The 25,251-nt window shown below is 63.9% G+C and carries 22 protein-coding genes; 15 read left to right on the top strand and 7 right to left on the bottom strand.

Annotation, left to right across the window (positions count from 1 at the left end; translation table 11 throughout):
• Positions 1–13: 13 nt before the first annotated feature.
• A complete protein-coding gene (locus BLW22_RS18565) occupies positions 14–1,186 on the bottom strand; it encodes an ABC transporter substrate-binding protein (protein WP_074847230.1) in 1,173 nt (390 codons plus the stop codon).
• Between the two features lie 168 nt (positions 1,187–1,354).
• Between BLW22_RS18565 and BLW22_RS18560 the strand changes: the two genes are divergently transcribed.
• A complete protein-coding gene (locus BLW22_RS18560; RefSeq protein WP_074848201.1) occupies positions 1,355–2,617 on the top strand; it encodes a sensor histidine kinase in 1,263 nt (420 codons plus the stop codon).
• The gene (locus tag BLW22_RS18555; RefSeq protein WP_065948415.1) at positions 2,614–3,240 is read left to right on the top strand and encodes a response regulator transcription factor; all 627 of its coding nucleotides are present in this window, start codon (positions 2,614–2,616) and stop codon (positions 3,238–3,240) included. The genes BLW22_RS18560 and BLW22_RS18555 overlap by 4 nt, the downstream gene beginning before the upstream one ends.
• A gap of 43 nt (positions 3,241–3,283) precedes the next feature.
• Here the strand turns inward: BLW22_RS18555 and BLW22_RS18550 are convergent, their stop codons facing one another.
• A complete protein-coding gene (locus tag BLW22_RS18550) occupies positions 3,284–3,931 on the bottom strand; it encodes a pentapeptide repeat-containing protein (RefSeq protein ID WP_065948414.1) in 648 nt (215 codons plus the stop codon).
• 227 nt (positions 3,932–4,158) lie between these two features.
• A complete protein-coding gene (gene exaA, locus BLW22_RS18545; protein ID WP_074847229.1) occupies positions 4,159–6,051 on the bottom strand; it encodes a quinoprotein ethanol dehydrogenase in 1,893 nt (630 codons plus the stop codon).
• 255 nt (positions 6,052–6,306) lie between these two features.
• Between exaA and pedF the strand changes: the two genes are divergently transcribed.
• The 10 genes from pedF (at position 6,307) to BLW22_RS18495 (ending at position 17,368) form a co-directional block, all read left to right on the top strand.
• Positions 6,307–6,768: a cytochrome c-550 PedF gene (gene pedF / locus BLW22_RS18540; protein ID WP_027606205.1), complete on the top strand. Its 462-nt coding sequence runs from the start codon at positions 6,307–6,309 to the stop codon at positions 6,766–6,768.
• A gap of 3 nt (positions 6,769–6,771) precedes the next feature.
• Entirely contained in the window at positions 6,772–7,647 is an 876-nt protein-coding gene (locus BLW22_RS18535; RefSeq protein WP_065948412.1) for a substrate-binding periplasmic protein, read from the top strand.
• Between the two features lie 9 nt (positions 7,648–7,656).
• Positions 7,657–8,406 (top strand): quinoprotein dehydrogenase-associated SoxYZ-like carrier, encoded by a 750-nt coding sequence (locus BLW22_RS18530; RefSeq protein ID WP_065926991.1) that lies wholly within the window; start codon positions 7,657–7,659, stop codon positions 8,404–8,406.
• Between the two features lie 16 nt (positions 8,407–8,422).
• A complete protein-coding gene (locus tag BLW22_RS18525; RefSeq protein WP_065948411.1) occupies positions 8,423–9,355 on the top strand; it encodes a quinoprotein relay system zinc metallohydrolase 1 in 933 nt (310 codons plus the stop codon).
• Between the two features lie 126 nt (positions 9,356–9,481).
• Positions 9,482–11,257: a PQQ-dependent methanol/ethanol family dehydrogenase gene (locus BLW22_RS18520; RefSeq protein WP_074847228.1), complete on the top strand. Its 1,776-nt coding sequence runs from the start codon at positions 9,482–9,484 to the stop codon at positions 11,255–11,257.
• A gap of 121 nt (positions 11,258–11,378) precedes the next feature.
• Positions 11,379–12,899 carry an acetaldehyde dehydrogenase ExaC gene (gene exaC / locus BLW22_RS18515; protein ID WP_010209363.1) on the top strand — a complete coding sequence of 507 codons (1,521 nt, stop codon included), beginning with the start codon at positions 11,379–11,381 and terminating at the stop codon, positions 12,897–12,899.
• 194 nt (positions 12,900–13,093) lie between these two features.
• Positions 13,094–13,165: a pyrroloquinoline quinone precursor peptide PqqA gene (pqqA, locus tag BLW22_RS18510; RefSeq protein ID WP_010209364.1), complete on the top strand. Its 72-nt coding sequence runs from the start codon at positions 13,094–13,096 to the stop codon at positions 13,163–13,165.
• A gap of 127 nt (positions 13,166–13,292) precedes the next feature.
• Complete coding sequence (gene ercA, locus BLW22_RS18505; protein ID WP_065926995.1) at positions 13,293–14,456, top strand: alcohol dehydrogenase-like regulatory protein ErcA; 1,164 nt, start codon at positions 13,293–13,295, stop codon at positions 14,454–14,456.
• Positions 14,440–15,810, top strand: coding sequence for an ATP-binding response regulator (locus tag BLW22_RS18500; RefSeq protein ID WP_065926996.1), 1,371 nt, complete (start codon positions 14,440–14,442; stop codon positions 15,808–15,810). Before ercA ends, BLW22_RS18500 begins: the two co-directional genes overlap by 17 nt.
• 79 nt (positions 15,811–15,889) lie before the next feature.
• Complete coding sequence (locus BLW22_RS18495; protein WP_074847227.1) at positions 15,890–17,368, top strand: DASS family sodium-coupled anion symporter; 1,479 nt, start codon at positions 15,890–15,892, stop codon at positions 17,366–17,368.
• Positions 17,369–17,514: 146 nt separating this feature from the next.
• On the opposite strand, the gene BLW22_RS18490 is transcribed toward BLW22_RS18495, so the two are convergent.
• Together BLW22_RS18490 and BLW22_RS18485 are read right to left on the bottom strand one after the other, a co-directional pair.
• On the bottom strand, positions 17,515–18,513 hold the full coding sequence (locus BLW22_RS18490) for an NADP-dependent oxidoreductase (protein WP_074847226.1): 999 nt from the start codon (positions 18,511–18,513) through the stop codon (positions 17,515–17,517).
• Between the two features lie 29 nt (positions 18,514–18,542).
• Positions 18,543–19,331 carry an SDR family NAD(P)-dependent oxidoreductase gene (locus tag BLW22_RS18485; RefSeq protein WP_065926998.1) on the bottom strand — a complete coding sequence of 263 codons (789 nt, stop codon included), beginning with the start codon at positions 19,329–19,331 and terminating at the stop codon, positions 18,543–18,545.
• A gap of 177 nt (positions 19,332–19,508) precedes the next feature.
• Here BLW22_RS18485 and BLW22_RS18480 point away from each other — a divergent pair, with 177 nt between their 5' ends.
• From BLW22_RS18480 to BLW22_RS18470, 3 genes are all read left to right on the top strand, one after another.
• On the top strand, positions 19,509–20,096 hold the full coding sequence (locus tag BLW22_RS18480) for a TetR/AcrR family transcriptional regulator (RefSeq protein WP_065926999.1): 588 nt from the start codon (positions 19,509–19,511) through the stop codon (positions 20,094–20,096).
• Between the two features lie 116 nt (positions 20,097–20,212).
• Positions 20,213–21,856, top strand: a complete 1,644-nt coding sequence (locus BLW22_RS18475; protein WP_065927000.1) for an MFS transporter — start codon at positions 20,213–20,215, stop codon at positions 21,854–21,856.
• Complete coding sequence (locus BLW22_RS18470; protein WP_065948404.1) at positions 21,853–22,998, top strand: HlyD family secretion protein; 1,146 nt, start codon at positions 21,853–21,855, stop codon at positions 22,996–22,998. The genes BLW22_RS18475 and BLW22_RS18470 overlap by 4 nt, the downstream gene beginning before the upstream one ends.
• A 111-nt stretch (positions 22,999–23,109) precedes the next feature.
• On the opposite strand, the gene BLW22_RS18465 is transcribed toward BLW22_RS18470, so the two are convergent.
• Together BLW22_RS18465 and BLW22_RS18460 are read right to left on the bottom strand one after the other, a co-directional pair.
• On the bottom strand, positions 23,110–23,967 hold the full coding sequence (locus BLW22_RS18465; RefSeq protein ID WP_074847225.1) for an aldose 1-epimerase: 858 nt from the start codon (positions 23,965–23,967) through the stop codon (positions 23,110–23,112).
• A gap of 2 nt (positions 23,968–23,969) precedes the next feature.
• A complete protein-coding gene (locus BLW22_RS18460) occupies positions 23,970–25,250 on the bottom strand; it encodes a TRAP transporter large permease (RefSeq protein ID WP_065948402.1) in 1,281 nt (426 codons plus the stop codon).
• Position 25,251 lies beyond the last annotated feature (1 nt).

Below are 25,251 nucleotides of genomic sequence, written 5' to 3'. Positions count from 1 at the left end.
TGTGGGTAGGCGATCAAGGGAAGCGGCAGGTCACCTCGGGTTTGTCATAGCCCAGGCTGTCCATTTCGTTGGTGGGGTGCAGGAAGCCGTCCTGGGGCGAGGTGCTGACCAGCGCGCGGGGCTGCACGATGGGAATCGGCTGGCGCAGTTGGCCGTTCCAGGAGCGGTAGCTGAGCTTGCGGCCCTTGAAGCCGTCCAGGGGCAGTTGCTCGCTGATTTGCACTTGGCGGATCGCCATGGGCTCGACCTGGCGCAACTTGCTCACTGCACTGGCGACGCTGCGCACGGCCATCCAGGCGGCGAAGTCGCGGTCGTTCATCCAACGCCCGGCCAGGGCCTCGAAGCGTTTCTGCAATTGGGCGGCGCCGTAGGTCTCGACGGTTTTGTGCCAGCCGGTGGGCGTCAAGCCCTGGGTGCCGGCGACGGGGCGCGGGTACCAGGTCTGGTAGGGCACGTACTCGCCGAAGTCGCCGCGCTCGTCGGCCACCAGCACCACGTCGTATTCGGCGGTCTGGGTGAACAGCGGCATATCCGCCTGGGCGCTGCGGCGTTGGTCGTTATCGAAGCGCCAGGCCTTTTCCGCCACCAGCTGCACGCCGAAGCGTTTGGCGGCGCGCCGCAGGGCGGCGGCGTAGGCCTGGTCATCCTCGGTGGGGCCGACGATCAACAGCGCTTTCTGCCATTTGCGCACTACCAGGAACTGCGCCAGGGCATCGGCGAGCATCGCGCGGCTGGGCAGGGTATGCAGCACGTTGCCCAGGCAGTCGCTGCTGCGCAGTCGGTCATCCGGGCTGCCGGCATTGAACAGCAGGCTGTCGGGCAGGGCTGCGCTGAGTTGGCGCAGGCTGGCGGCGGGTGCGTTGATCACGAACAGGCGCAGGCCCTGGGCATGCTGGGCCTGGGCGGCGGCGAGCAGGGCGTCCGGGGTGTCCACCGTGGCGGTCGTCAGGCTGTAGCGCTGGTTGAGAAAGGCGCCCGTGCTGTTGCTGTCGATGATCGCCAGTTCAGCGCCACGCTGCCCGGCATCGGCGGGCTCGGGAATCACATTCGACAGCAGCGGGCCTGGATCGGGCCGATAGCCCAGGTAGCCGATCTGCACCTGCAAGGGCGCTTCGGCGGCCTGGCCGGTGGCGGTCCAGGCGATCGCCAGCAGGCAGATCACGGCGTAGGGGGCGAGCTGGCGCATAGGGCACTCCATGACAGGTAGCGCCAGCATAGGAACCCTGAACGTCGCTGCAAATATGCAGAAAGTAGCGCTGGGGCAGTACCAAGGTAGTAGCCCCGGGCGCGCCGTGGGGTTTTAGCATGGAGCACCACGGGCTCTATCCACAGGAGTGACACCAGCATGCGCGTCTTGTCGACCTTGTGGCGCATCAACCTATGGGTGTGCGGCTTCTTCATCCTGGTGACCTGCGCCTGCACCGCGCTGTTGCTGCACCAGGCCCTGGCCGATGTGGAGCGCGAGCTGCAATCGGCCGAAGCGGTGGTGCACTACCTGAGCGAAACCGCCGCGCGCGACCCGGCCAGCCTGCAACCCCACCTCACCGCGAGTTTGCGCCATGTCCGCGTGCACTGGCTGGCGAGCGGCGACACCGTGCAAGCGCCGGACGCGGACGGGCTGGACGCCTGGCTCGGGCAGCTATTGTTTGCCGAGGCGCGGCGCAGTGCCCAGGTGTTGGACTTGCCGGACGGCCGGCGCGTGTCCATCGCTGTCGACCCGCGGGATGAAATCGACGAGGTCTGGGACTCCCTGCAACAACTGCTGGGCCTGTGCGCCCTGGCCCTGGCCCTGAGCCTGTTGACCATCCGCTGGGCGGTGCGCCGGGGCATGGGCGTGCTGGATGAATTGCTGCGTGCGCTGCAACAGGTGTGCGCCGGCCAGCTCAATGTGCGCCTGCGCAGCCAAGGCGCGCCGGAAGCACGCCAACTGGCGCTGCACTTCAACCGCATGACCGACGCCCTGGAGCAGGCGCGCACCGATAACACCCGGCTTACCCAAACCCTGCTGGCGGTGCAGGAGCGGGAACGCACCCACCTGGCCCAGACCCTGCACGATGACCTCGGCCAATACCTGGCCGGCATTCGCGCCCAGGCCTGCCTGTTGCGCCTGGCCACCGACCAGCCGCACCTGCTGGCGCCCACGGTGGCGCAACTTGAGGATCACTGCGAGCACTTGCAGCAAGGCTTCCGGGCACTGGTCCACGACCTTTATCCGGTGGCCCTGCAACACCTGCCGATGGCCGAGGCGTTTGCGCTGCTGGTCACCCAGTGGCAGGCCAGCCACGGCATTCCCTGCCACCTGCAGGTCAGCACCGACCTGCCGCTGTTGCCCGGCGCCAGCAAGACCCATCTGTACCGCCTGCTCCAGGAAGCCCTGACCAACATCCTGCGGCATGCCGACGCCAGCCAGGTGCACGTGCGCCTGCAACATCGCGGTTCGCGCCTGCGCCTGTGGGTGCGCGATAACGGTCGCGGCGCAGACACGCCCCAGCGGCCCGGCGTGGGCCTGTATTCGATGGCCGAACGCGCCCGCTGCCTGGGCGGCGAATTGAAGATCATCAGCCAGCCCGGCGCCGGCTGGGCGTTGGCGTTGAACATGCCGTTGGAGGCCTCATGAATATTCTGTTGGTGGATGACCACGCCGTGGTACGCCAGGGCTATGCCAGCCTGTTGCGTGCGCTGCTGCCGGCCGTTGAAGTGCGCGAGGCGGCCAGTGGCGAAGAGGCGTTGAGCCGGGTCCAGGAAGCGCTGCCGCACCTGGTGATCATGGACTTCGGCCTGCCGGGCATCAGCGGCCTGGAAACCACCCGGCGCCTGCGCCAGCGTCTGCCGCACCTGCGCGTGCTGTTTTTCAGCATGCACGACGAGTTGCCCCTGGTGCGCCAGGCCCTGGAGGCGGGCGCCTCGGGCTACCTGACCAAAACCTCGGCACCCGAGGTGTTGATCGAAGCGGTGCGGCGCATCCTCGACGGCCACGCCTATATCGAACAGGCCCTGGCCACTGAACTGGCCTATACGCCCGGTGATCAACGTTTGCAGGGCATGACCCCGCGCGAGCTGGAAATCTTCCTGATGCTGGCCAGGGGCACGCCGACCCGAGCGATTGCCGACCAGTTGAATATCAGCAGCAAGACCGTGTCCAATCACCTGACCTTGCTCAAGAGCAAATTGCAGGTGAGTTCCCATGCCGAGCTGGTGCACCTGGGGATCGACATGGGGGTGGTGCGGGTGGTTGGGTAACCGGGTGTGCGCACCGCCCCTCCCACATTTCAAGAGCGTCGTTTCAGCGATCCCAGGTCGTTGGGCAATCCTGGCAGCCCTCCATATTCGCATCCTGAAAATTCCCATAATGTTGCCGCGCACCGGTCAGGGTGGCGTTTTCAAGGTTGCTCTCGCCGAACTTGGCTTCCTGCAGGTTGGCATCGCTGAGGTCGGCACCTTGCAGGTCGGCCTTGCTCAGCCAGGTCATTTCCAGGTCGGCCGCACGCAGGTTGGCCTTGTGCATTTTCGCCCCCGACAGCCGCGCAAATTGCAGGTAGGCCGCGCTGAGGTTGGCGTTTTCGAACTGTGCGCCCTGGGCGAACAGGCCCCAACCCTGGATCGCCATCAACGTGGCGCCGCTGAAGTCGGCCAGGCGCAGGTTGGCCTGTTGCAGGCTGGCGCGAGTCAGGTTGGCGCCTTGCAGTCGGGCTTTTTCCAGGTTGGCCAGGTCGAGGTTGGCATGGCGCAGATCCGCCTCGCGCAGGTCGGCGCCGGCCAGGTTCATCTTGCTCAAGTCCTGGTTGCGCAAGTTGGCGCCCTTGAGGTTGGCGCCAGGGCATTGGCTGTGTTCGGCGATGGTGCAGCCGTTGATGATCAGCGGCGCATCGTCGCCATCCTCGGCGTGGGCCACGGGCAGGCAGAGCAGGAGTAACAAGGGCAGGTAGTTCATCGTGCGACCTCTGGGGATCCTGTGGTAAGCGGGCTTGTTGTGGTGAGGGGCTTGCTGTGGTGAGCGGGCTTGCCCCGCGCTGGGCTGCGAAGCGGCCCCGGCATTCCTCCAGCACCACCGTGCGCTCAGGTTCTACGACTGCTGCGCAGCCGAGCGCGGGGCAAGCCCGCTCACCACAAGGGAAGAAGCCGCCTGCTGCAAAAAGCGGCCCGGCATTCTCGCGGGGGTTATTTTTGCGCGGTCTTTTGATCCCAGCTCGGGATCTTGAACACCCAGAACGACCCGCCTTGTGCCACTGGCTTGGTCAGCTCCGCCATGTCGCCGCCCCACAATGGCACCGCGCCGCCGTAGCCGACGGTGACGCCGACATACTGCTCGCCATCCTGCTCCCAGGTGATCGGCGGCGAGACGATGCCGCTGCCGGTCTGGAACTTCCACAGCTCCTTGCCGGTTTTCGCGTCGAAGGCCTTGAAGAAACCGTCGCCTGTACCGGTAAACACCAGGTTGCCCTTGGTCGCCAACACGCCGGCCCACAGCGGCAAGGCTTCCTTGTGCTCCCACACCACCTTGCCGGTGGTCGGGTTCATTGCCCGCAGGGTGCCGACGTGGTCGTCATACATGCGCTTGATGCGAAAACCCATGCCCAGGTACGCCGAGCCCTTCTTGTAGTTGACCTCTTCGGTCCAGTATTCCTCTTTCCACTGGTTGCCCGGGATGTAGAACAGGCCGGTGTCCTGGCTGTAGGCCATGGGGTTCCAGTTCTTGCCCCCCAGGAACGGCGGCGAGACCTCCACCGGTTTGCCTTTGGTTTCACCCGGCAAGGGCTTGGCCGGGCGCTGGCCTTCGTTCTCCACCGGACGCCCGGTCTTCAGATCGATATGGCTGGCCCAGGTGATGTTGTCGACAAACGGGAAGGCGTTCTGCAGCTTGCCGTTGTTGCGGTCCACCACATAGAAAAAGCCGTTGCGGTCGGCGTGGCCGGTGGCCTTGACCACTTTGCCGTCCTTGTCCTTGTAGTCGAACAGCACCAGCTCGTTGTTGCCGGAAAAGTCCCAGGCGTCGTTCGGGGTGTGCTGGTAGAACCACTTCACTTCGCCGGTGCTCGGGTCGACGCCGACCTGGCCCGAGGTGTAGAGGCTGTCGAAGTCGTGGGGGTTGCCGTCCTTGGCGGTGCGCGCCCAGGTGTTCCACGGGCCGGGGTTGCCGGCACCGACGATGATCGTGTTGGTCTCGGCATCGAAGCTCGCGCTCTGCCAAGGGGCGCCGCCGCCGTGGCTCCAGGCCTCGACCTTGCCGGTTGCGGTGGTCGGGTCATCCGGCCACGAAGGCGCCTTGACGTCGCCGGTGGTGGTGCTGTCCTTGCCGTTGAGGCGGCCCATATGGCCTTCCACGAACGGGCGCATCCACACTTCTTCACCGGTGTCCGGGTCGCGGGCAAACAGCTGGCCGACCACGCCGAACTCATCGCCGGAGCTGCCGTGGATCAGCAGCACCTTGCCGCTGACCTTGTCTTTGATCAGCACCGGGGCGCCGGTCATGGTGTAGCCGGCGGCGTGGTCGCCGAACTTCTTGTTCCACACCACTTTGCCGGTGTGCTTGTCGAGGGCGATCAGGCGCGCGTCGAGGGTGCCGAAGTAGATCTTGTCGCCGAAGATCGCCGCACCGCGGTTGACCACATCGCAGCATGGGCGAATGTTGTCGGGCAGGCGGTGGTTGTAGGTCCACAGGCGCTTGCCGGTCTTGGCGTCGAGGGCGAACACGCGGGAATAGGAGCCGGTGACGTAGACCACGCCGTCGCTGACGATGGCCTGGGATTCCTGGCCGCGTTGCTTCTCATCGCCGAACGAGTAGGACCAGGCCGGGGTGAGCTTGAACACGTTCTTGTCGTTGACCTGGGCCAGCGGGCTCCAGCGCTGGGCGTTGGTGCCCATGCCGTATTGCAGCACGTCCTGGGTAGTCAGGTGGTCGTTGGCGATGTCTTCCCAGGTGACGTTGTGCGTCGGCTTGGCGGGTTCGGCGGCGGCAAACGTTGCCGCACTGAGGGACAGGCTGCCCACCAGCACGAAGGCTTGCACGGCAAGGCTTAAAGGTGAGCGGGCGGGTAGCGATCTTATTGTCATGGTTGCAGTTCCCAGTGGAGGTTTTGGCCTGCACAGGGTGGAACGCCGGGGCGCCGGGCGGATACGGAAAAATTCCCGCCGTGGCCGGGAAGACTTCCCGAGGCGCCGCTGTTTTAGGCGTGCCCCACAAGCCCTACTACCAAGGGAGGAGAGGGCGGCCACCAAAGCAGCATACGGCCCATGCCCCGGGGTTTCTAAGATGGTTGCCATAGCCTCTGCAATGAGGTTTTGCGTGCAATCCTGAGGGCAAAAATAATGACAACAAAACACAATGCCTTGCTCGTCGCCGGGCTGTTGGTCGGTGTGATCGCCGGGGGCTCCGCCTGGGCCCATGGCAACGTGGTCCCGCAAGCGGTGGAAACCAAGGGCCTGACCTCGATCAAGGACGCCGGCGTACCGGTCAACGAAGACGGCTGGGCGGCGGTCAACCCGTACCGCACCTCGCCTGAACACGACCGCGCCGTGGAAATCGGCTCGTCCGCCTATAACCAGAACTGCGCCGCCTGCCACGGCCTGGAAGCCAAGTCCGGCGGTATCGCCCCCGACCTGCGCATGCTCGATGTGGGCGAAGCCGGTGATGAGTGGTTCGTCGAGCGCGTGCGCCATGGCGCGGTGCGTGACGGTCGCGTGTACATGCCGAAAATGGCCGACTATCTGAGCCAGGAAGCCTTGTGGGCCGTGCGCACCTACCTGGACAGCGTGCACGTCGAGGAGTAAGCCATGCGCCTGTTCGCTTATGTGCTTGGCCTGGCCCTGCTGTGTTGCCAGCCGGCACAGGCGCAGGTGCGCAGCTATGACCAGATGATCGCCGCCGGCGAAATCAACGTGGCGGTGTACAAGGACTTTGCCCCCTACAGTTTCGAAGACGGCGCCACCGCGCGCGGGGTCGACGTGGAACTGGCCCAGGCCCTGGCCACGGCGCTGGGGGTACGGCTGAAGTTGATCTGGGCGCCGGCCGGCGAGAAGCTCGACGACGACCTGCGCGACTACATCTGGCGCGGCAGCCCGTTGCACAACCAGCAACTGGCCGACCTGATGATGCGCGCGCCCTACGACCGCGATTACGCACAAAAGCGCAACGACCAGGGCGAACTGGAAAACGGCCATGTGGTGATGTTCGGGCCGTACCAGAACGAACAATGGCAGGTGGCTTATGACCGTCGGCGCCTGGACACGGTTGCCAGTGTGGCGGTGTTCGAGCAGCACCCGATTGGCGTCGAAGTCGACAGCGTACCGTCGTTCTACCTCACCTCGGTGTTCAACGGCATGCTCGCCGCCAAGACCCATCACTACCCCGACGTACCCCAGGCCTTTGCGGCGATGAAAGCCGGTGAGGTCGATGCGGTGATGGCGATGCGCGGCGAAGTCGATTGGCAGGTGCACGAGGCCCATGACCCGCAACTGGCCCTGGCCGAAAACGCCTACCCGAACATGGGCAAGCAACGCTGGGAGATCGGCATGGCGGTGCACGAGAGCAATCGCCAGTTGGCCTACGCGGTGGAAGAGGCGCTGGAAGGCCTGATCCGCGACGGCGCGGTGCAAGCCATCTATGCCCGTTACGGCCTGCAGTACGAAGTGCCCGAGATGTATCAATAGGAGCAGGCGATGAACTGGCGATTGAGCTGCATCCTGGCCTGCTGGCTGCCGCTGGCGGCGCACGCCGTGGAGGTCGACCCGGTGCCGTCGGTGATGTGGGACTTCTATCACAAGCAGTTCCTGGCGCTGGCGCCGTTCGTGTTCGACGACCGAGTCAAGCTGCTTGCGCCGCCGTTTGCCGAAGATGCGCGTCAGGTGCCCCTGGAAATCGATGCACGGGCCTTCAGTGGCCATGTGGTGAAGATCCTCGCCTGGGCTGAGCTCAACCCGTTGCCGAAAATCGTCGACTTCCAGCCCAAGGCCGGGGTGCTGCCGTGGCTGTCGCTGCGGATTCGTATCGAGCAGGCCACGCCGTTGCGGGCGGCGGTGCTCACCGATGACGGCCTGTGGCACGTGGGCTCGACCCTGATCGACGCGGCCGGTGGCGGCTGCACTGCGCCCAGCGTGGTACGCACCCAGCCGGGCTGGGAAGAGCACATCGGCGAAGTGCTCGGCGGCCGGTACCCGCGTGGCGAGTTCAGCCGGGTGCGTGTACAGGTGGCGCACCCGATGGACAACGGCATGGTCAGCGGCATCCCCGAGTTTTTTATCAACCATGCACAACTGCGCGGCCAGGACGGCCAGGTGCTGGCTGACCTTGAGTTGTTCCCGGCGGTCAGCGAAAACCCCAACCTGGCCTTCGACATCGACGCGCCGGGGCCCACCCGCCTGGTGTTGCGCGACAACAGCGGCAATGAGTTCGACGCGGCCATCCCCTGACCAGAAGGAGCGCGGCATGCGCTGGATTCTATTGTTATGCCTGGGCCTGAGCCTGCCCGCCCTGGCGGACCTCGACTACGCCCTCAAGCCCCGGCTGATCGCCGACGACACCTGGCTGCTCGAAGGCAGCACCGACAATTTTGCCAAGGCCAATGGCGGCAATATCGTCAACACCGCCTTCATCGTCACCGAGGCCGGTGTGGTGGTGATCGACACCGGACCGTCGCGGCGCTACGGCGAAGCCATGCGCGAGGCCATCGCCCGTGTCACCCCCAAACCGGTGATCCAGGTGCTGATTACCCATCATCACCCCGACCATGCGCTCGGCAACCAGGCCTTCAAGGACATGCCCATCGGCGCCCTGGCCGAGACCACGCGGCTGCTGCACGAGCAGGGCGACGGCATGGCGGAAAACCTCTATCGCATGGTTGGCGACTGGATGCGCGGCACCGAGGTGGTGTTGCCCACCCAGGTGCTGGAACCCGGTGTGCTGAGTGTCGGCCGCCACGACTTGCGCCTGCTTGCGCTCAGCGGTCACACCGGCGCCGACCTGGCGATCTTCGACCAGAGCACCGGCGTGCTGTTTGCCGGCGACCTGGTGTTTTACCAGCGCGCCCTCACCACCCCCAACAGCCCGGGGCTGGCGGTGTGGCTGGCTGACCTCGGCACCCTGCAAGCCTTGCCCTGGACCCTGATCGTGCCCGGCCATGGCCCGGTGGCCAGCGATGCCCAGCCTTTCACACAGATGCGCGACTACCTGACCTGGCTTGACCAACTGCTGCGTGACGGCGCGGCCCAGGGCAGCGACATGGCCGAGATGATCCGCAGCCCCATCCCCGCACGCTTCGCGGCGATCAGCCTGAGCCGCTATGAACTGATCCGCAGCGTCAGCCACCTGTACCCGCGTTACGAGCGCGAACAGATGCAACGCGTGGATTCGGCGCGCTGACCCGCTACTAAGGAACTAGCAAACTCGATACTGCGGTCAATTGTGACAACGGCCCCTGCGCCCAAGAATCTGCACCAGACCGGGAAAATTTCCCGGGTATAACAAAAAACCGCAGAGGTAGCCGTCATGACCCAACCCGCACGTCGCCAACCCTTCGCCTTGAGTGTGTTGCTCGGTGCCATCCTGTTGTCTGGCCAGGCCATGGCCTCGGTCACCGATGAGGACATCCTCCAGGACCCGAAAAACCCCGGGCAGATCGTCACCAACGGCCTCGGCGTGCAGGGCCAGCGCTACAGCCCCCTCGATACCCTGAACGTCGACAACGTCAAGGAACTGCGCCCGGTCTGGGCGTTTTCCTTTGGCGGCGAGAAGCAGCGTGGGCAACAGGCGCAGCCGATGATCAAGGACGGGGTGATGTACCTCACCGGTTCCTACTCGCGGGTGTTCGCGGTGGATGCGCGCACCGGCAAGAAGCTCTGGCAGTACGATGCGCGTCTGCCCGATGACATCCGCCCGTGCTGTGACGTGATCAACCGTGGCGTGGCGCTGTACGGCGACCTGGTGTTCTTCGGCACCCTCGACGCCAAGCTGGTGGCGCTGAACAAAGACACCGGCAAAGTGGTGTGGAGCAAGCAGGTCGCCGACCACAAGGAAGGCTACTCGATCAGTGCCGCGCCCCTGGTGGTCAACGGCAAGCTGATCACCGGCGTGGCCGGTGGCGAATTCGGCGTGGTCGGCAAGATCCAGGCCTATGACCCGAAAAACGGCGAGCTGCTGTGGAGCCGCCCGACGGTCGAAGGTCATATGGGTTATGTCTACAAGGACGGCAAAGCCGTGGAAAACGGCATCTCCGGTGGCGAGGCGGGCAAGACCTGGCCGGGCGACCTGTGGAAAACCGGCGGCGCCGCACCGTGGCTGGGCGGCTACTACGACCCGGAAACCAACCTGCTGCTGTTCGGCACCGGCAACCCGGCGCCGTGGAACTCGCACCTGCGCCCCGGCGACAACCTCTACTCGTCCTCGCGCCTGGCGCTGAACCCGGACGACGGCACCATCAAGTGGCACTTCCAGAGCACGCCCCACGACGGCTGGGACTATGACGGCGTCAACGAGCTGATCGCCTTCAACTACACCGAAGGCGGCAAGGAAATCAAAGCGGCAGCCACCGCCGACCGCAACGGCTTCTTCTACGTGCTCGACCGCGCCAACGGCAAGTTCATCCGTGGCTTCCCGTTTGTCGACAAGATCACCTGGGCCAGCGGCCTGGATAAGGACGGTCGGCCGATCTACAACGAAGCCAGCCGCCCAGGCGCGCCGGGCAGCGAAACCAAGGGCACCTCGGTGTTTGTCGCGCCGGCGTTCCTCGGTGCGAAGAACTGGATGCCGATGGCCTACAACCGCGACACCGGGCTGTTCTATGTGCCGTCCAACGAGTGGGGCATGGACATCTGGAACGAAGGCATCGCCTACAAGAAGGGCGCGGCGTTCCTTGGCGCGGGCTTCACCATCAAGCCGCTGAACGAAGACTACATTGGCGTGCTGCGCGCCATCGATCCGAAGACCGGCAAGGAAGTCTGGCGCCACAAGAACTTCGCGCCGCTGTGGGGCGGGGTGCTGACCACCAAGGGCAACCTGGTGTTCACCGGCACGCCGGAAGGCTTCCTGCAGGCGTTCAACGCCAAGACCGGCGAGAAGGTCTGGGAATTCCAGACCGGCTCCGGCGTGCTCGGCTCGCCTGTGACCTGGGAAATGGACGGCGAACAGTACGTCTCGGTGCTCTCCGGCTGGGGCGGCGCCGTGCCGTTGTGGGGCGGTGAAGTGGCCAAGCGCATCAAGGACTTCAACCAGGGCGGCATGCTCTGGACCTTCAAGCTGCCCAAAGAGCTGGTCGCCAAGCACTGAAACTACGACCAAATGACAAGTGCCCCCCTGCCAACGGCGCATTCGCCCGCCAGCGGGGGCTCTTTACTATCGGGTCATCGCCTGTTGACCGACAGGCCCGGACCCAGACAGAGGCTTTAACATGATCTACGCACAACCTGGCACCCCTGGCGCCATCGTCAGCTTCAAGCAGCGCTACGGCAATTACATCGGCGGCGAGTTCGTCGCCCCGCTCAGCGGTGAGTACTTCACCAACACCTCGCCGGTGACCGGTGAAGTGATCGCCGAATTCCCGCGCTCCAACGCCGCCGATATCGACAAGGCCCTTGACGCTGCCCATGCCGCCGCCGACGCCTGGGGCAAGACTTCGCCCCAGGATCGCTCGCTGGTGCTGCTGAAAATCGCCGACCGTATCGAGCAGCACCTCGAAGTGCTGGCCGTGACCGAAAGCTGGGACAACGGCAAGGCCGTGCGCGAAACCCTCAACGCCGACGTGCCCCTGGCCGCCGACCACTTCCGCTACTTCGCCGGCTGCATCCGCGCCCAGGAAGGCGGCGCCGCCGAGATCAACGAACACACCGCGGCCTATCACTTCCATGAGCCATTGGGCGTGGTCGGGCAGATCATTCCGTGGAACTTCCCGCTGCTGATGGCCGCCTGGAAACTCGCCCCGGCCCTGGCCGCCGGTAACTGCATCGTGCTCAAGCCGGCCGAGCAGACGCCGCTGTCGATCATGGTGTTTGCCGAGTTGATCAATGACCTGCTGCCACCAGGCGTGCTGAATATCGTCCAGGGCTTTGGCCGCGAAGCCGGGGAGGCGCTGGCCACCAGCAAGCGCATTGCCAAGATCGCGTTCACCGGCTCGACCCCCATCGGTGCGCACATCATGCATGCGGCCGCCGAGAACCTCATTCCCTCCACCGTGGAACTAGGCGGCAAGTCGCCGAACATCTTCTTCGAAGACATCATGCAGGCTGAGCCGCAGTTCATCGAAAAAGCCGCCGAAGGCCTGGTGCTGGCGTTCTTCAACCAGGGCGAAGTGTGCACCTGCCCGTCGCGGGCGCTGGTGCAGGAGTCGATCTACGACGACTTCATGAAAGTGGTGATGAAGAAGATCGTCAAGATCAAGCGCGGCAACCCGCTGGACACCGAGACCATGGTCGGCGCCCAGGCGTCCGAACAGCAATACGACAAGATCCTCTCCTACCTCAAGATCGCCCAGGAAGAGGGCGCCGAGTTGCTCACCGGCGGCGCGGCCGAGCGCCTGGAGGGCGACCTGTCCAGCGGTTACTACATCCAGCCGACCCTGCTCAAGGGCCACAACAAGATGCGTGTGTTCCAGGAAGAAATCTTCGGCCCGGTGGTGGGTATCACCACCTTCAAGGACGAAGCCGAAGCCCTGGCGATTGCCAACGACAGCGAATTCGGCCTCGGCGCCGGGCTGTGGACCCGCGACATCAACCGCGCCTACCGCATGGGCCGGGCGATCAAGGCCGGCCGCGTGTGGACCAACTGTTATCACCTGTACCCGGCGCATGCGGCGTTTGGCGGCTACAAGAAGTCGGGCGTGGGGCGTGAGAACCACAAGATGATGCTCGATCACTACCAGCAGACCAAGAACCTGTTGGTGAGCTACGACATCAATCCATTGGGTTTCTTCTGATTCCAACTTGAAATGCGATCAAGTGTGGGAGGGGGCAAGTCGAATCGTCGCACCGCCCCTCCCACATTTTGCTCCCTGTACATTCGCGACTAATGCAGTGCGGCATTTACTTCGAAAGTAGCATTCGCACCCCCATCCCCCCATGCATTAATGCCTTTACCGGAATCTTCCGGCACAACAAGAGGACTCTGCCCATGTGGACCAAACCCGCCTTCACCGACCTGCGTATCGGCTTCGAAGTGACCATGTACTTCGCCAGCCGCTGATCCATCTCCGGCCAGCCTCGCGCTGGCCGGTGCCCTATTGGGAATGACCCTTTGGTCTGATTGCAAACGCCTGCGAATGGGTTAGTGTGGAGCGCATCTCCCAAAAATAATAACAACAGGCTTTCCAATGAGCCCCAATCTGAGCCTCCTGCGTAAATTCGTCTCGCCTGAAATCATCTTCGGTGCCGGCTGTCGGCACAACGTCGGTAACTACGCCAAGACCTTTGGTGCGCGCAAGGTCCTGGTGGTCAGCGACCCCGGTGTGATCGCCGCCGGATGGGTCGCCGATGTGGAAGCCAGCCTGCAGGCCATCGGCATCGACTACTGCCTGTACAGCGCCGTGTCGCCCAACCCGCGCGTCGAGGAAGTGATGCTCGGTGCCGAGGTGTACCGGGAAAACCATTGCGACGTGATCGTGGCCATCGGCGGCGGCAGCCCCATGGACTGCGGCAAGGCCATCGGCATTGTGGTCGCCCATGGGCGCTGCATCCTCGAGTTCGAAGGCGTGGACACCATCCGCGTGCCGAGCCCGCCACTGATCCTGATCCCCACCACCGCCGGCACCTCGGCGGATGTCTCGCAGTTCGTGATCATTTCCAACCAGCAGGAACGCATGAAGTTCTCCATCGTCAGCAAGGCGGTGGTGCCGGATGTGTCGCTGATCGACCCGGAAACCACGGCGAGCATGGACCCGTTCCTGTCCGCCTGTACTGGCATCGACGCGCTGGTGCATGCGATCGAGGCGTTCGTGTCCACCGGCCATGGCCCGCTGACCGACCCCCATGCGCTGGAAGCCATGCGCCTGATCAACGGCAACCTGGTGCAGATGATCGCCAACCCCGGTGACATTGCCCTGCGCGAGAAGATCATGCTCGGCAGCATGCAGGCGGGGTTGGCGTTCTCCAATGCGATCCTCGGCGCGGTGCATGCCATGTCCCACAGCCTCGGCGGGTTTCTCGACCTGCCCCATGGTTTGTGCAACGCGGTGCTGGTGGAACACGTGGTGGCGTTCAACTACAACTCGGCGCCGGAGCGCTTCAAGGTGATTGCCGAGACCTTCGGCATCGATTGCCGTGGCCTCAACCACCGACAGATCTGTGGGCGCCTGGTGGAACACCTGATTGCCCTGAAACACGCCATCGGCTTCCATGAAACCCTCGGCCTGCATGGCGTGCGCGTGGCGGACATTCCGTTCCTGTCCCAGCATGCGATGCACGACCCGTGCATCCTCACCAACCCGCGCGAGTCCAGCCAGCGTGATGTCGAGGTGGTGTATGGCGAAGCGCTCTGACGACCAGCAACAGGCCCTCGCCGGTCTGTTGGGCCTGGGTAATCACTCGGCGCGCAAGAGCCACTACCCGGAACTCACCGCGCGTCTCGACGAGCTGGAGGCCGAGCGCAACCGCTATATCCGTCTCAACGATGAGCTGGAGCAGCGCGTGGCGGCGCGCACCGATGAACTGCTGGAAGCCAACCGCAACCTGCAACAGCAGATCGCCCAGCGCGAGCAGGTCGAGCAGGAGCTGCGTGACGCCCGCGATGCCGCCGAGGCCGCCAACCGCAGCAAGGACAAATACCTCGCCGCCGCCAGCCATGACCTGTTGCAGCCGCTCAACGCCGCGCGACTGCTGATCTCCACCTTGCGCGAGCGCAAGCTGCCCAGCGTCGAACAAGTGCTGGTGGAACGTACGCACCAGGCCCTGGAAGGCGCCGAGGATTTGCTCACCGACCTGCTGGATATTTCGCGGCTCGACCAGGCGGCGGTCAAGCCCGATGTGGCGCTGTATCGCCTGGATGAGCTGTTTGCGCCGCTGGTCTCGGAGTTCCAGTCGGTGGCGCTGGCGGCCGGGCTGAACCTGCGCGCGCGTACCGGCCATTATGCGATTCGCACCGACCTGCGCCTGGTGACGCGGATCCTGCGTAACTTCCTCAGCAACGCCTGTCGCTACACCGACGAGGGCTGCATCCTGCTCGGCGCGCGCCGCCGTGGCGATCGCCTGCGCCTGGAAGTGTGGGACACCGGGCGCGGCATCGCGGCCGACCGCCTCGACGCGATCTTCCTCGAGTTCAACCAGCTCGACGTCGGCCGTGCCTCGGACCGCAAAGGCGTAGGGCTGGGCCTGGCGATTGTCGAGCGCATCGCCGAGATCCTCGGCTACCCGGTGGCGGTCCGTTCGTGGCCGGGGCGCGGCTCGATGTTCAGCATCGAGGTGCCCATCAGCGAAGAGATGCCCCTGGCGATCAGCCAACTGCCGGTGCTGCCGACCACGGGTAACCCGCTGCCGGGGCGGCGTTTGCTGGTAATCGACAACGAGGTGAGCATCCTCGACAGCATGCGCGCGCTGCTGGGGCAGTGGGGCTGCGAGGTAATTACCGCCACCGACCAGGCCGGGGCGTTGCTGGCTTTGCAGGGCAGGGCGCCGGAGCTGATCCTCGCCGACTACCACCTTGACCATGGGGTGGTGGGTTGTGCGGTGGTCAAGCACCTGCGCGAGCATTTCGCGCAGAACATCCCCGCCGTGATCATCACCGCCGACCGCACTGACCAGTGCCGCCGCGCGCTGCGCCGCCTGGACGCGCCGTTGCTGAACAAACCGCTCAAGCCCGGCAAGTTGCGGGCGGTATTGAGCCAGTTATTGACCTAGGGTGTTGATACCCGTCAACACCTGTTGCGGCGCTTTGCCCCATGCTGCCTCCCTGATTCAGAGCCCGACGGAGCCCGCCATGAACGCCCCCGCAACAACCGCAGCCTCTTTCAAGTTGCCCCTGGGCCTGGTGATCGGCGTACTGGTGATGGTCGGCGTGCTGCTGTTGCCGCTGCCCGCCGACCTGCCGGTGGCCGGGCAGCGCATGCTGGCGATCCTCGCGTTTGCGGTGGTGGTGTGGATCACCGAGGCGGTGTCCTATGAAGCCAGCGCGATCATGATCACCTCGCTCATGGCGTTTTTGCTCGGCACCGCGCCGTCGCTGCAAGACCCCACGCACCTGATCGGCTCCAGCCCGGCCATCAGCATGGCGCTTACCGGCTTTTCCAACCCGGCACTGGCCCTGGTGGCGGGCGCGTTGTTCATTGCGGCGGCCATGACCCACACCGGCCTGGACCGGCGCATCGCCCTGGTGACCCTGACCCGCGTCGGTACCAGCACGCGGGGCATTCTGCTCGGGGCGATTGCGGTGACGATCCTGCTCAGCCTCGTGGTGCCCAGCGCCACGGCGCGGAGCGCCTGTGTGGTGCCGATCATGATGGGCGTGGTCGCCGCATTTGGCGTGGACAAGCGCTCCAACATCGCCGCCGGCCTGATGATCGTGGTGGCCCAGGGCACCAGCATCTGGAACGTCGGCATCCTGACCGCCGCCGCGCAAAACCTGCTGACCGTGGGCTTTATGGACAAGATGCTCGGCCAGCGCGTGTCGTGGATCGACTGGCTGATCGCCGGCGCGCCGTGGGCGGTGATCATGTCGGCGGTGTTGCTGTTCCTGGTGATCAAGCTGCTGCCGCCGGAAACCGACAGCATCCCCGGTGGCAAGGAGGCCGTGGCCCAGTCCCTGGTGGACATCGGCCCGATGACCGGCCCGCAGAAACGTTTGCTGACGGTGTCGGTGCTGCTGCTGTTGGCATGGGCCACGGAAGGGCGCCTGCACCCGTTCGACACCACCTCGACCACCTATGCCGGGTTGGTGTTCCTGCTGCTGCCGGGCATCGGGGTGATGACCTGGAAAGATGTGCAATCGCGCATTCCGTGGGGCACGGTGATCGTGTTTGGCGTGGGCATCAGCCTCGGTACCGCATTGCTGACCACCCAGGCCGGGCAATGGCTGGGGTCTCAGGTGGTGGCGCACACCGGCCTGGATCAGGTCGGGCCGTTGGGGGTGTTTGCGATCCTGGGGGCGTTTCTGATTGTGATCCACCTGGGCTTTGCCAGCGCCACGGCGCTGACTTCGGCGTTGTTGCCGATATTGATTGCGGTGCTGCAGACCTTGCCGGGGGAGTTCAACCGCTTGGGCATGACCATGCTGTTGGGGTTTGTGATGAGCTACGGGTTTATCCTGCCGATCAATGCGCCGCAGAACATGGTGTGCCTGGGGACGGGGACGTTTACGGCGCAGCAGTTTGCCAAGGTGGGGATCCTGGTGACGTTGATCGGGTATGGGTTGATGTTGGTGTTTGCGGCGACTTACTGGAGCTGGCTCGGTTGGATCTGATTTGAAATGCGCTTGTGGATGCCCATGAGATCCACTGTGGCAGGCCGCTGATGTGGTGAGCGGGCTTGTCCCGCGCTGGGGGCGCATCGCACCCTCACGGGGGACAAGTCTGCATCGCCATCAGCTTGAGCGTTGGGTGGGCTTAGTCATAGGACCTTGATCACCACCTTGCCCTTGGCTCTGCCCCGTTCGACGTAGCTCAAGGCCTCAGCCGTTGCCTCGAGAGGGAAGGTTCGGTCGATCACCGGTGTGATAGCGCCGGACTCGACGAGCGCGGTGATTTTCTGCAATTGCGCACCGCTCGCACGCATGAACACGAACCCATAGTCGACGCCCTGCCTGCGGGCTTTTCTGCGTATGCCGCTGCTTAACAGGCGCATGATCCAACCGAGTCCCCAGGACAGCTTTTGCTCGCGTGCGAACTCGGCGGTCGGTGGCCCCGAGATGGAGATGAGCTGCCCACCCGGTTTGAGAATGCGCAGGGATTTTTCCAGTTCGGCGGGGCCGAGGCTGTTCAAGACGACGTCGTAGTCACGCAAGACGTTTTCGAAATTCTGCTGCGTATAGTCGATGACGACGTCTGCTCCCAACGCCTTGACCCAATCCACGTTGGCGGTGCTGGTCGTGGTGGCAACGAAAGCCCCCAGGTGTTTTGCAAGCTGGATGGCAATGCTGCCGACACCACCGGAGCCCGCCTGGATAAAGACTTTTTGCCCCTTCTTCACGCGGGCTGTTTCAACCAGCACCTGCCAGGCGGTCAGTGCCACCAGGGGCAGGGCGGCGGCTTGTTCCATGCTGGTGTTTTTGGGTTTCAGTGCGAGGGCACTTTCCTTAATCGCGATCAGCTCGGCAAAGCCACCGATGCGCGCGTCGGGCGGGCGCGCGTAGACCTCGTCACCGGGCTTGAAGGTGCGCACGCCTGACCCTACGCGAACGACGACGCCGGCCAGGTCGTTGCCCATGATCAGCGGGAATGTGTACGGCAGGATCAGTTTGAATTCACCCTTGCTGATCTTCGAGTCCAGCTGGTTGACGCTGCTGGCATGTACCTTGACCAGTACGTCGTGGATGCCCGGTTCCGGGTCCGGTACCTCGGCAAGGCGTCCTTGATGCTTGCCGTAACGGTCGATCAGGAAGGCTTTCATCGTTCAGTTCCCATGGCTATACGTGACAATCACGCCTTGGCTTGATAGCGCTCGGCGACGACCGATTGGCGAATCTCTGACAGCAAACCCTGGCGGGCGGCTTGCAGGGCATCCCAGCGGGCGGCGTCTTGCAATGGCGGAATGGTCACCGGCTCGCGACGATCAAAACCGACCAGCGCAGCATCGACCAACTCGTCCACGCTCATGATTTCGCTCAGGGTATTGATGTCGATGCCCGCGCGATCCCAGATTTCCGTGCGAGTGGCGGCTGGAAGAACGGCTTGCACGTAGACGCCCTTGGGCGAGAGTTCGAGGCTCAGCCCCTGGGATAGAAACAGCACGAACGCCTTGGTTGCACCGTAGACGCTCATGCCGAATTCCGGTGCCAGCCCCACCACCGAGCCAATGTTGATAATCGCGCCGTTACCGGCGTGTACCAGGCGTGGAGCGATGGCGCTGGCGAGTCGCACCAGGGCGGTGGTGTTGAGCGCGACCAGGTTGGTAACGCTGTCGATGGATTGCTCGATGAAGCTGCCGGAGAGGGCGGCGCCCGCATTGTTCACCAGGATGCCGATACTGGCGTCGTCACGCAGGCGTGCTTCGACGCGGGCCAGGTCACCGGTTTGAGTCAGGTCGGCCTGGATCACGTCAATGGACACCGCGTGTTTCTCACGCAGCTGCGAGGCCAGTGCGTCCAGCCGGCCTTTATCGCGGGCTACCAGCACGAGATTGTGCCCACGTTGGGCAAAACGCTCGGCGTAGGTCGCGCCAATGCCTGTTGAGGCGCCGGTAATCAGTACGGTTTCTGGGGTGCTCATAAGTAGATGCTCTTGATTGTTCAGGATGATCAGAGACGGCGATCCGCGCCGTACAGCCGCAGAGACATGCGCTGGTGGTTTTATGATGTCGATCACAATCAAAACTGTCAACAGTTTTGATTGTGATCGACATCATAGTATAGTCAGGCCATCGTTCAGGAGTCCCAGGGGCGCGAAATGAAGATCACCAAGACACAATCACTCGCCAACCGAGCTCATATTGTGGAGACGGCGTCAGAGCTGTTTCGTGAGCGTGGCTATGACGGTGTGGGTGTGGCAGAACTCATGGCTACTGCGGGTTTTACCCAGGGAGGCTTCTACAAACACTTCGGCTCCAAGGCCGACTTGATGGCCGAAGCAGCGGAAAATAGCCTGGCAAAGTCCCTGTCGAATAGCTCCGATCTGGACATTCCGGGCTTTGTGAACCTGTACGTGTCCAGGGATCACAGAGACGGCAGGGGAGAGGGGTGCACCATGGCAGCCCTGTGTGGTGACGCGGCCCGTCAGTCAGATGATCTGAAGGCAACCTTTGCCAGTGGCGTTGAAAACACGCTTGCAGCACTCGAGGACAAGTACACGGCGGGTGTGGATGTGCCCAGGCAAGAGGTCCGCGCGAAAATGATCGACCTGCTGGCCCATGCAATCGGTGCGGTCATGCTGTCGCGGGCGTGTCCGGATGACTCGGCCCTGGCGGATGAAATATTGGAAACGTGCCGCGCTGAGATAATGGCATCCCTGCCATCGAGTAAAGAAAGCAGCGCATGAGTGGCAAGATGGGCGCTGACCGACGCGCCCAAGATGGCAAGATGAACCCCGCTCAGGTTTACTACTCTGAGTAGTGGTTTTACCGACGTCACCCGTCGGCTCATCTAGGTCATCGAATGGACAAATACACCCCCCGCCCTTGGGAACCCCACGAGCGCCCGAGCCTGCCGGGCTCGCCGTCGACGCCGCTGCATCCGACGCACAAGCGCTGGCTGTTTGCGATGGTCGGCGTGCTGGTGGCAATCACCGGTGGCCTTGGCAACGCGCTGGTGATCGCCAACCTGCAATACCTGCAAGGCGCCCTCGGTGCGACCACCGCGGAAATGGCCTGGCTGCCCGCCGCCTATGTGATGACCAACGTATGCATGAACCTGCTGCTGGTGAAGTTCCGCCAGCAATTCGGCCTGCGCGCGTTTACCGAGGTGTTCCTGGTGCTGTATGCGCTGGTGACCTTCGGCCACTTGTTCGTCAACGACCTCAACTCGGCCATCGCCGTACGGGCCGCCCACGGCATGGTCGGCGCGGCGCTGAGTTCGTTGGGCTTGTATTACATGATCCAGGCGTTCCCGGCCAAGTGGCGGTTGAAATCCCTGGTGCTGGGGCTGGGCACGGCGCAGTTGGCGTTGCCCCTGGCGCGGCTGTTCTCCGAGGACTTGTTGCAGATCGCCGAATGGCGCGGGCTTTACCTGTTCGAACTGGGCCTGGCGCTGATCTGCCTGGGTTGTGTATTCCTGCTCAAACTGCCTCCCGGCGACCGCTTCAAGACCTTTGAAAAACTCGACTTCGTCACCTTCGCCATTCTCGCCAGCGGTGTCGCGCTGCTGTGTGCGGTGTTGTCCCTGGGGCGTATCGACTGGTGGCTGGAAGCGCCGTGGATCGGCGTGGCCTCGGCCTGTTCCCTGGTGCTGATCATGGCCGGCCTGGCCATCGAGCATAACCGCGCCAACCCGATGCTGATGACCCGCTGGCTGGGCAGCGGCACCATGATCCGCCTGGCGTTGGCGGTAATCCTGATTCGCATGGTGCTGTCGGAGCAGTCCACCGGTGCGGTGGGGTTCATGCAGATGCTGAACATGAGCTACCAGCAGATGCATACGCTGTACGTGGTGATGCTGGCCGGCGCGATCAGCGGGCTGGTGGTCAGTGCGCTGACGATCAACCCGGCGCACCTTCTAATGCCGTTGGTTATCTCCCTGGCGCTGATGGCCACCGGCTCGGTGATGGACAGTTTCTCCAGCAACCTCACGCGTCCGCAGAACCTGTACATCAGTCAGTTCCTGCTAGGCTTCGGTGGCACCTTCTTCCTGGGGCCGACCATGGTGCTGGGGACCAAAAACGTGCTGGCCAACCCGCGTAACCTGGTGAGCTTTTCGGTGATGTTCGGGATTTGCCAGAACCTCGGCGGCCTGATCGGCGCGGCTTTGCTCGGGACCTTCCAGATCGTGCGCGAGAAGTATCATTCCAGCATGATCGTCGAGCACCTGACGCTGCTCGACCCGCGTGTGGCCGCACGGGTGCAGAGCGGCGGGTCGGCCTATGGCGGTATCGTCGCCGACCCGGAACTGCGTAACCTCATGGGCATCCGCAGCCTGGCCACGGCGGCGACCCGCGAGGCCAATGTCATGGCCTACAACGATGTGTTCATGCTGATCGCGATTATCGCGATCCTGACCATGATCTGGATCTTTATCCGCAGTCTGTGGCTGATGAGTACCACCAAGGCAGCCACTCCCGTTCAACCCAGCGGCGCTACTTCATGACCGAACCCACCACCACGACCACCAACGCCATCGCCGCCACCCCGGAAGGCACCACGCCGCCCGGCGCCACGGTTACCGAGCCGCGCTCATTGCGCGTGCGCATCTTCTCGTCCCTGGGCTTTGCCGCGATTGCCATCGTCGGCGTGTTGATCGTGCTGTATGCCTGGCAATTGCCGCCGTTCAGCAGCGCGGTGGAAACCACCGAGAACGCTCTGGTGCGCGGCCAGGTGACCATTATCGGCCCGCAGCTCAGCGGCTATGTGTTCGAGGTGCCGGTGCAGGACTTCCAGTACGTCAAGGCCGGCGACCTGCTGGTGCGCCTGGATGACCGTATCTACAAGCAGCGCCTCGACCAGGCCCTGGCGCAACTGGCGGTGCAGAAGGCCGCGCTGGCCAATGTGGTGCAGCAACGCAACAGTGCCGAAGCCACCATCAAGCTGCGCCAGGCCGCACTGGTGGACAGCCAGGCCCAGGCGCGCAAAAGCACCGCCGACCTGCGCCGCAACGAAGAGCTGATCAGCGACGGTTCGGTGTCCCGGCGCGAGCTGGACGTGACCCGCGCCGCCAATGCCCAGACCATCGCCGCCGTGGCCCAGGCCCAGGCCAGCCTGGAAATCGCGCGGCAGGATTTGCAGACGGTGATCGTCAATCGCGGCTCCCTGGAAGCGGCGGTGGCCAGTGCAGAGGCGGCGGTGGAGCTGGCGCGGATCGACCTGTCCAACACCCGCATTACGGCGCCCCGTGACGGGCAGTTGGGGCAGATTGGCGTGCGCCTGGGGGCCTACGTCAACTCCGGCGCGCAGTTGATGGCGCTGGTGCCGAAGCAGCTGTGGGTGATCGCCAACATGAAGGAAACCCAGATGGACAATGTGCAGGTCGGCCAGCCGGTGACTTTCACCGTGGATGCGCTCAACCACCGCAGGTTTCACGGCACGGTGCAGCATATCTCCCCAGCCACGGGCTCGGAGTTCAGCCTGTTGCAGGCGGACAACGCGACGGGCAACTTTGTGAAGATTGCCCAACGCGTGCCGGTGCGGATCACCGTGGACCCGGATCAGGCCGAGAGCGAACGGTTGCGGCCGGGGTTGTCGGTTGTCGTGAGTATCGACACGGCTGGGCGGCTGAAAAACTCTCCACCTTGAGCATGACGCTGATCCCTGTAGGAGCGAGCTTGCTCGCGAAGATCGTCAACGATAACGCGGGGCGCCTGATGCCCCGCGTTGCCCTGAGGTTTTTCGCGAGCAAGCTCGCTCCTACAGGGGGGTGTATTTCAGGTTGAAATTGAGTTGGACCGACTGATTGTGTTCCAGCAGTTTCAGGCCCGGCCGTCCCGCCAGGTGATGAGCATTCACCGGATGGCTCACCGGCTCGATGCAAAAGAACCCCAGCCCCGGCGGGCAGTACAGCAGGAAGTAATCGGCCCCGCTGGCCTGGCATTCCAGCGCATAGCCCAGGTCCGGCTGTTCGATCCGGCAATAGCCATCCCATTGGCAGAAACCATTGTCCACCAGGCCTTCGGGCAGGGGCTTCAATGCCTGGAAGTCCCACTCGCCCGGCACCGGCGCCAACCCCGTCGGCAGCTTGGACGCGTCACTCATCCACACCTGTGCGGCCCTGGCCTGCAACCGGGTACCCGGCCGGCGCGGAAAGTACGGATGCAAGCCCAGGCCGTGCCACGCCGCTGTTTCGGCCAGATGGGTCACCCGCAGTTCAATACTTAACGCTCCGTCACTCAGGCGAATCCGCTGCTCGGCGCGATAGGCAAACGGCGTCTCGCACAGTACCTCCAGCACCACTTCATCCGCCGACTGGCTGACCACCTGCCACGCCTGTTGCCAGGCCGAGCCATGGATCGGCAGCGGATCGGTGAGGCTGTTGGGCGTGAGCGCGAGCCAACCGTCGGGGTTGTCGAAACCGCCGTGGGCAATGCGGTTGGACCAGGGCACCAACGGATAGCACGCCAGCTTGCCGGGCAAACCGGTATGGATCGCCTGCTCATCGTTATGGCGCAGCAGCGGCTGCCCGGTGGCGCGCACCGTCCAGTTGACGATGCTGCCGCCCACGGCCGGATTCACGGTGAGGTGGGTCAGGTGGTCTTCAAGTTCAATCATCTTCACAACACCACGCTTGGCAGCCACAACGACAGCGCCGGAATGTAAGTCACCGCTAACAGCACCAGGAACAGCACGGCGTAAAACGGCAGCAGCGCTTTCACGGTCTTCTCGATACTCACCTTGCCCACCGCCGCACCCACGAACAGCACCGCACCCACCGGCGGCGTAATCAAGCCAATGCCGAGGTTGACCAGCATGATCATGCCGAAGTGCACCGGGTCGACGCCGATACCGAGCACCACCGGCAGCAGGATTGGCGTGAGGATCAGGATCAGCGGTGCCATGTCCATCACCGTGCCGAGCAACAGCAGCATGGCGTTGATGCACATCAGGATCACGTAGCGGTTGTCCGACAGGGTCAGGAACAGCGTGGTGATTTTTGCCGGGATCTGCATCAGGGTCATGATGTAGCCGAAGCTGGCCGCGAAGGCGATCAGGATCATTACGATGGAAATGGTGCGCACCGTGCGGTGCATCAGCTTGGGCAGCTCGCTCCATTTGTAGTCGCGGTAGATGAACATGGTCACGAAGAACGCCCACAGCACGGCAATCGCGGCGGACTCGGTGGCGGTGAAAATGCCCGAAAGAATGCCGCCGAGGATGATCACCATGGCCATCAGGCCCCACAGCGCGTCGGCGCAGATTTTCAGGGCCTGTTTCAAGGGGATGACTTCGCCCTTGGGGTAGTTGCGTTTTTTCGCGAAGATCAGGCACAGCACCATCAGGCACGCGCTCATCAGCAAGCCGGGCACCACGCCGGCCATGAACAGCGAGGCGATGGACACCGTGCCGCCCGCCGCCAGGGAGTAGAGCACCGAGTTATGGCTGGGCGGGGTCAACAGCGCCTGCACCGAACCGCTGACGGTGACGGCGGTGGCAAATTCCCGTGGGTAGCCACGGCGCTCCATTTCCGGGATCAGCACCGAGCCGACCGAGGCGGTGTCGGCCACCGACGAGCCGGAGATGGCGCCAAAGAACGTCGAGGCCATGATGTTCACCAGCGACAGGCCGCCGCGTACAAACCCCACCAGCACCCCGGCAAACGCCACCAGCCGCCGCGACATGCCGCCCTCGGCCATGATCGCCCCCGCCAGCACGAAGAACGGAATCGCCATCAGCGAAAATTTGTTCACCCCGCCCGCCACCTGAATCATCAGGGCCTGGAACGGGATGTCGATCCACCACGCGCCAATCAGCGCCGACAAACCCAGGGCGTAGGCCACCGGCATGCCGATCAGGATCAAGGCGATAAAGCTGCCCAGCAGAATCAATGCGTCCATA

The organism is Pseudomonas marginalis (assembly GCF_900105325.1).
GTDB classification, from domain to species: Bacteria; Pseudomonadota; Gammaproteobacteria; order Pseudomonadales; family Pseudomonadaceae; genus Aquipseudomonas; species Aquipseudomonas marginalis.
Note: the sequence above shows the minus strand (reverse complement) of the source record. Positions and strands in the feature narration are given on the sequence as shown.

Coding starts and splice junctions, on each gene's coding strand:
- BLW22_RS18475 (WP_065927000.1), top strand. CDS start 20,213: ATGGACAAATACACCCCCCGCCCTTGGGAACCCCACGAGCGCCCGAGC.
- BLW22_RS18490 (WP_074847226.1), bottom strand. CDS start 18,513: ATGAAAGCCTTCCTGATCGACCGTTACGGCAAGCATCAAGGACGCCTT.
- BLW22_RS18550 (WP_065948414.1), bottom strand. CDS start 3,931: ATGAACTACCTGCCCTTGTTACTCCTGCTCTGCCTGCCCGTGGCCCAC.
- BLW22_RS18500 (WP_065926996.1), top strand. CDS start 14,440: ATGGCGAAGCGCTCTGACGACCAGCAACAGGCCCTCGCCGGTCTGTTG.
- BLW22_RS18535 (WP_065948412.1), top strand. CDS start 6,772: ATGCGCCTGTTCGCTTATGTGCTTGGCCTGGCCCTGCTGTGTTGCCAG.
- exaA (WP_074847229.1), bottom strand. CDS start 6,051: ATGACAATAAGATCGCTACCCGCCCGCTCACCTTTAAGCCTTGCCGTG.
- exaC (WP_010209363.1), top strand. CDS start 11,379: ATGATCTACGCACAACCTGGCACCCCTGGCGCCATCGTCAGCTTCAAG.
- BLW22_RS18485 (WP_065926998.1), bottom strand. CDS start 19,331: ATGAGCACCCCAGAAACCGTACTGATTACCGGCGCCTCAACAGGCATT.
- pedF (WP_027606205.1), top strand. CDS start 6,307: ATGACAACAAAACACAATGCCTTGCTCGTCGCCGGGCTGTTGGTCGGT.
- BLW22_RS18530 (WP_065926991.1), top strand. CDS start 7,657: ATGAACTGGCGATTGAGCTGCATCCTGGCCTGCTGGCTGCCGCTGGCG.
- BLW22_RS18525 (WP_065948411.1), top strand. CDS start 8,423: ATGCGCTGGATTCTATTGTTATGCCTGGGCCTGAGCCTGCCCGCCCTG.
- BLW22_RS18465 (WP_074847225.1), bottom strand. CDS start 23,967: ATGATTGAACTTGAAGACCACCTGACCCACCTCACCGTGAATCCGGCC.
- BLW22_RS18555 (WP_065948415.1), top strand. CDS start 2,614: ATGAATATTCTGTTGGTGGATGACCACGCCGTGGTACGCCAGGGCTAT.
- BLW22_RS18565 (WP_074847230.1), bottom strand. CDS start 1,186: ATGCGCCAGCTCGCCCCCTACGCCGTGATCTGCCTGCTGGCGATCGCC.
- BLW22_RS18470 (WP_065948404.1), top strand. CDS start 21,853: ATGACCGAACCCACCACCACGACCACCAACGCCATCGCCGCCACCCCG.
- ercA (WP_065926995.1), top strand. CDS start 13,293: ATGAGCCCCAATCTGAGCCTCCTGCGTAAATTCGTCTCGCCTGAAATC.
- BLW22_RS18520 (WP_074847228.1), top strand. CDS start 9,482: ATGACCCAACCCGCACGTCGCCAACCCTTCGCCTTGAGTGTGTTGCTC.
- BLW22_RS18480 (WP_065926999.1), top strand. CDS start 19,509: ATGAAGATCACCAAGACACAATCACTCGCCAACCGAGCTCATATTGTG.
- BLW22_RS18460 (WP_065948402.1), bottom strand. CDS start 25,250: ATGGACGCATTGATTCTGCTGGGCAGCTTTATCGCCTTGATCCTGATC.
- BLW22_RS18495 (WP_074847227.1), top strand. CDS start 15,890: ATGAACGCCCCCGCAACAACCGCAGCCTCTTTCAAGTTGCCCCTGGGC.